The organism is Photobacterium sp. GB-72 (assembly GCF_003026095.1).
Taxonomy (GTDB): Bacteria; Pseudomonadota; Gammaproteobacteria; order Enterobacterales; family Vibrionaceae; genus Photobacterium.
The window spans coordinates 1-519 of record NZ_PYNV01000059.1; the positions used below are offsets into that span (position 1 = coordinate 1).

At 51.6% G+C, this 519-nt stretch carries 3 tRNA genes and 1 rRNA gene; all 4 read left to right on the top strand.

Annotated elements, in window-relative coordinates:
• A 16S ribosomal RNA gene (locus C9J40_RS21885) occupies nt 1-117 on the top strand; the annotation flags it as partial.
• A 93-nt stretch (nt 118-210) separates the two neighbouring features.
• Nucleotides 211-286, top strand: a tRNA-Glu gene (locus tag C9J40_RS21890).
• Nucleotides 287-312: 26 nt separating this feature from the next.
• Nucleotides 313-388: transfer RNA gene (locus tag C9J40_RS21895), tRNA-Val, on the top strand.
• 5 nt (nt 389-393) lie between these two features.
• Nucleotides 394-469 (top strand) — tRNA-Ala (locus tag C9J40_RS21900).
• Nucleotides 470-519 lie beyond the last annotated feature (50 nt).

The window sequence follows — 519 nt, forward strand, 5'->3', positions numbered from 1 at the left end:
GCACCAGAAGTAGATAGCTTAACCTTCGGGAGGGCGTTTACCACGGTGTGGTTCATGACTGGGGTGAAGTCGTAACAAGGTAGCCCTAGGGGAACCTGGGGCTGGATCACCTCCTTACCTAAAGACTGACTGTTTAATGCAGTGTCCACACAGATTGCTTGGTTAAAATGTAAGAGAACATCTAAGTTACCCATAACTTAGAGAAACTTAGTCCCGTTCGTCTAGAGGCCTAGGACACCGCCCTTTCACGGCGGTAACAGGGGTTCGACTCCCCTACGGGACGCCACTTCTTTTCATCGGAAGTAAAACGATGGGCGATTAGCTCAGTTGGGAGAGCACCTCCCTTACAAGGAGGGGGTCACTGGTTCGAGCCCGGTATCGCCCACCATCGATGGGGTTATAGCTCAGCTGGGAGAGCGCCTGCCTTGCACGCAGGAGGTCTGCGGTTCGATCCCGCATAGCTCCACCACTCTTTAAACGCATTCTTGTGAGTGTTTTTAAAAAGTGGTTATCTAACGA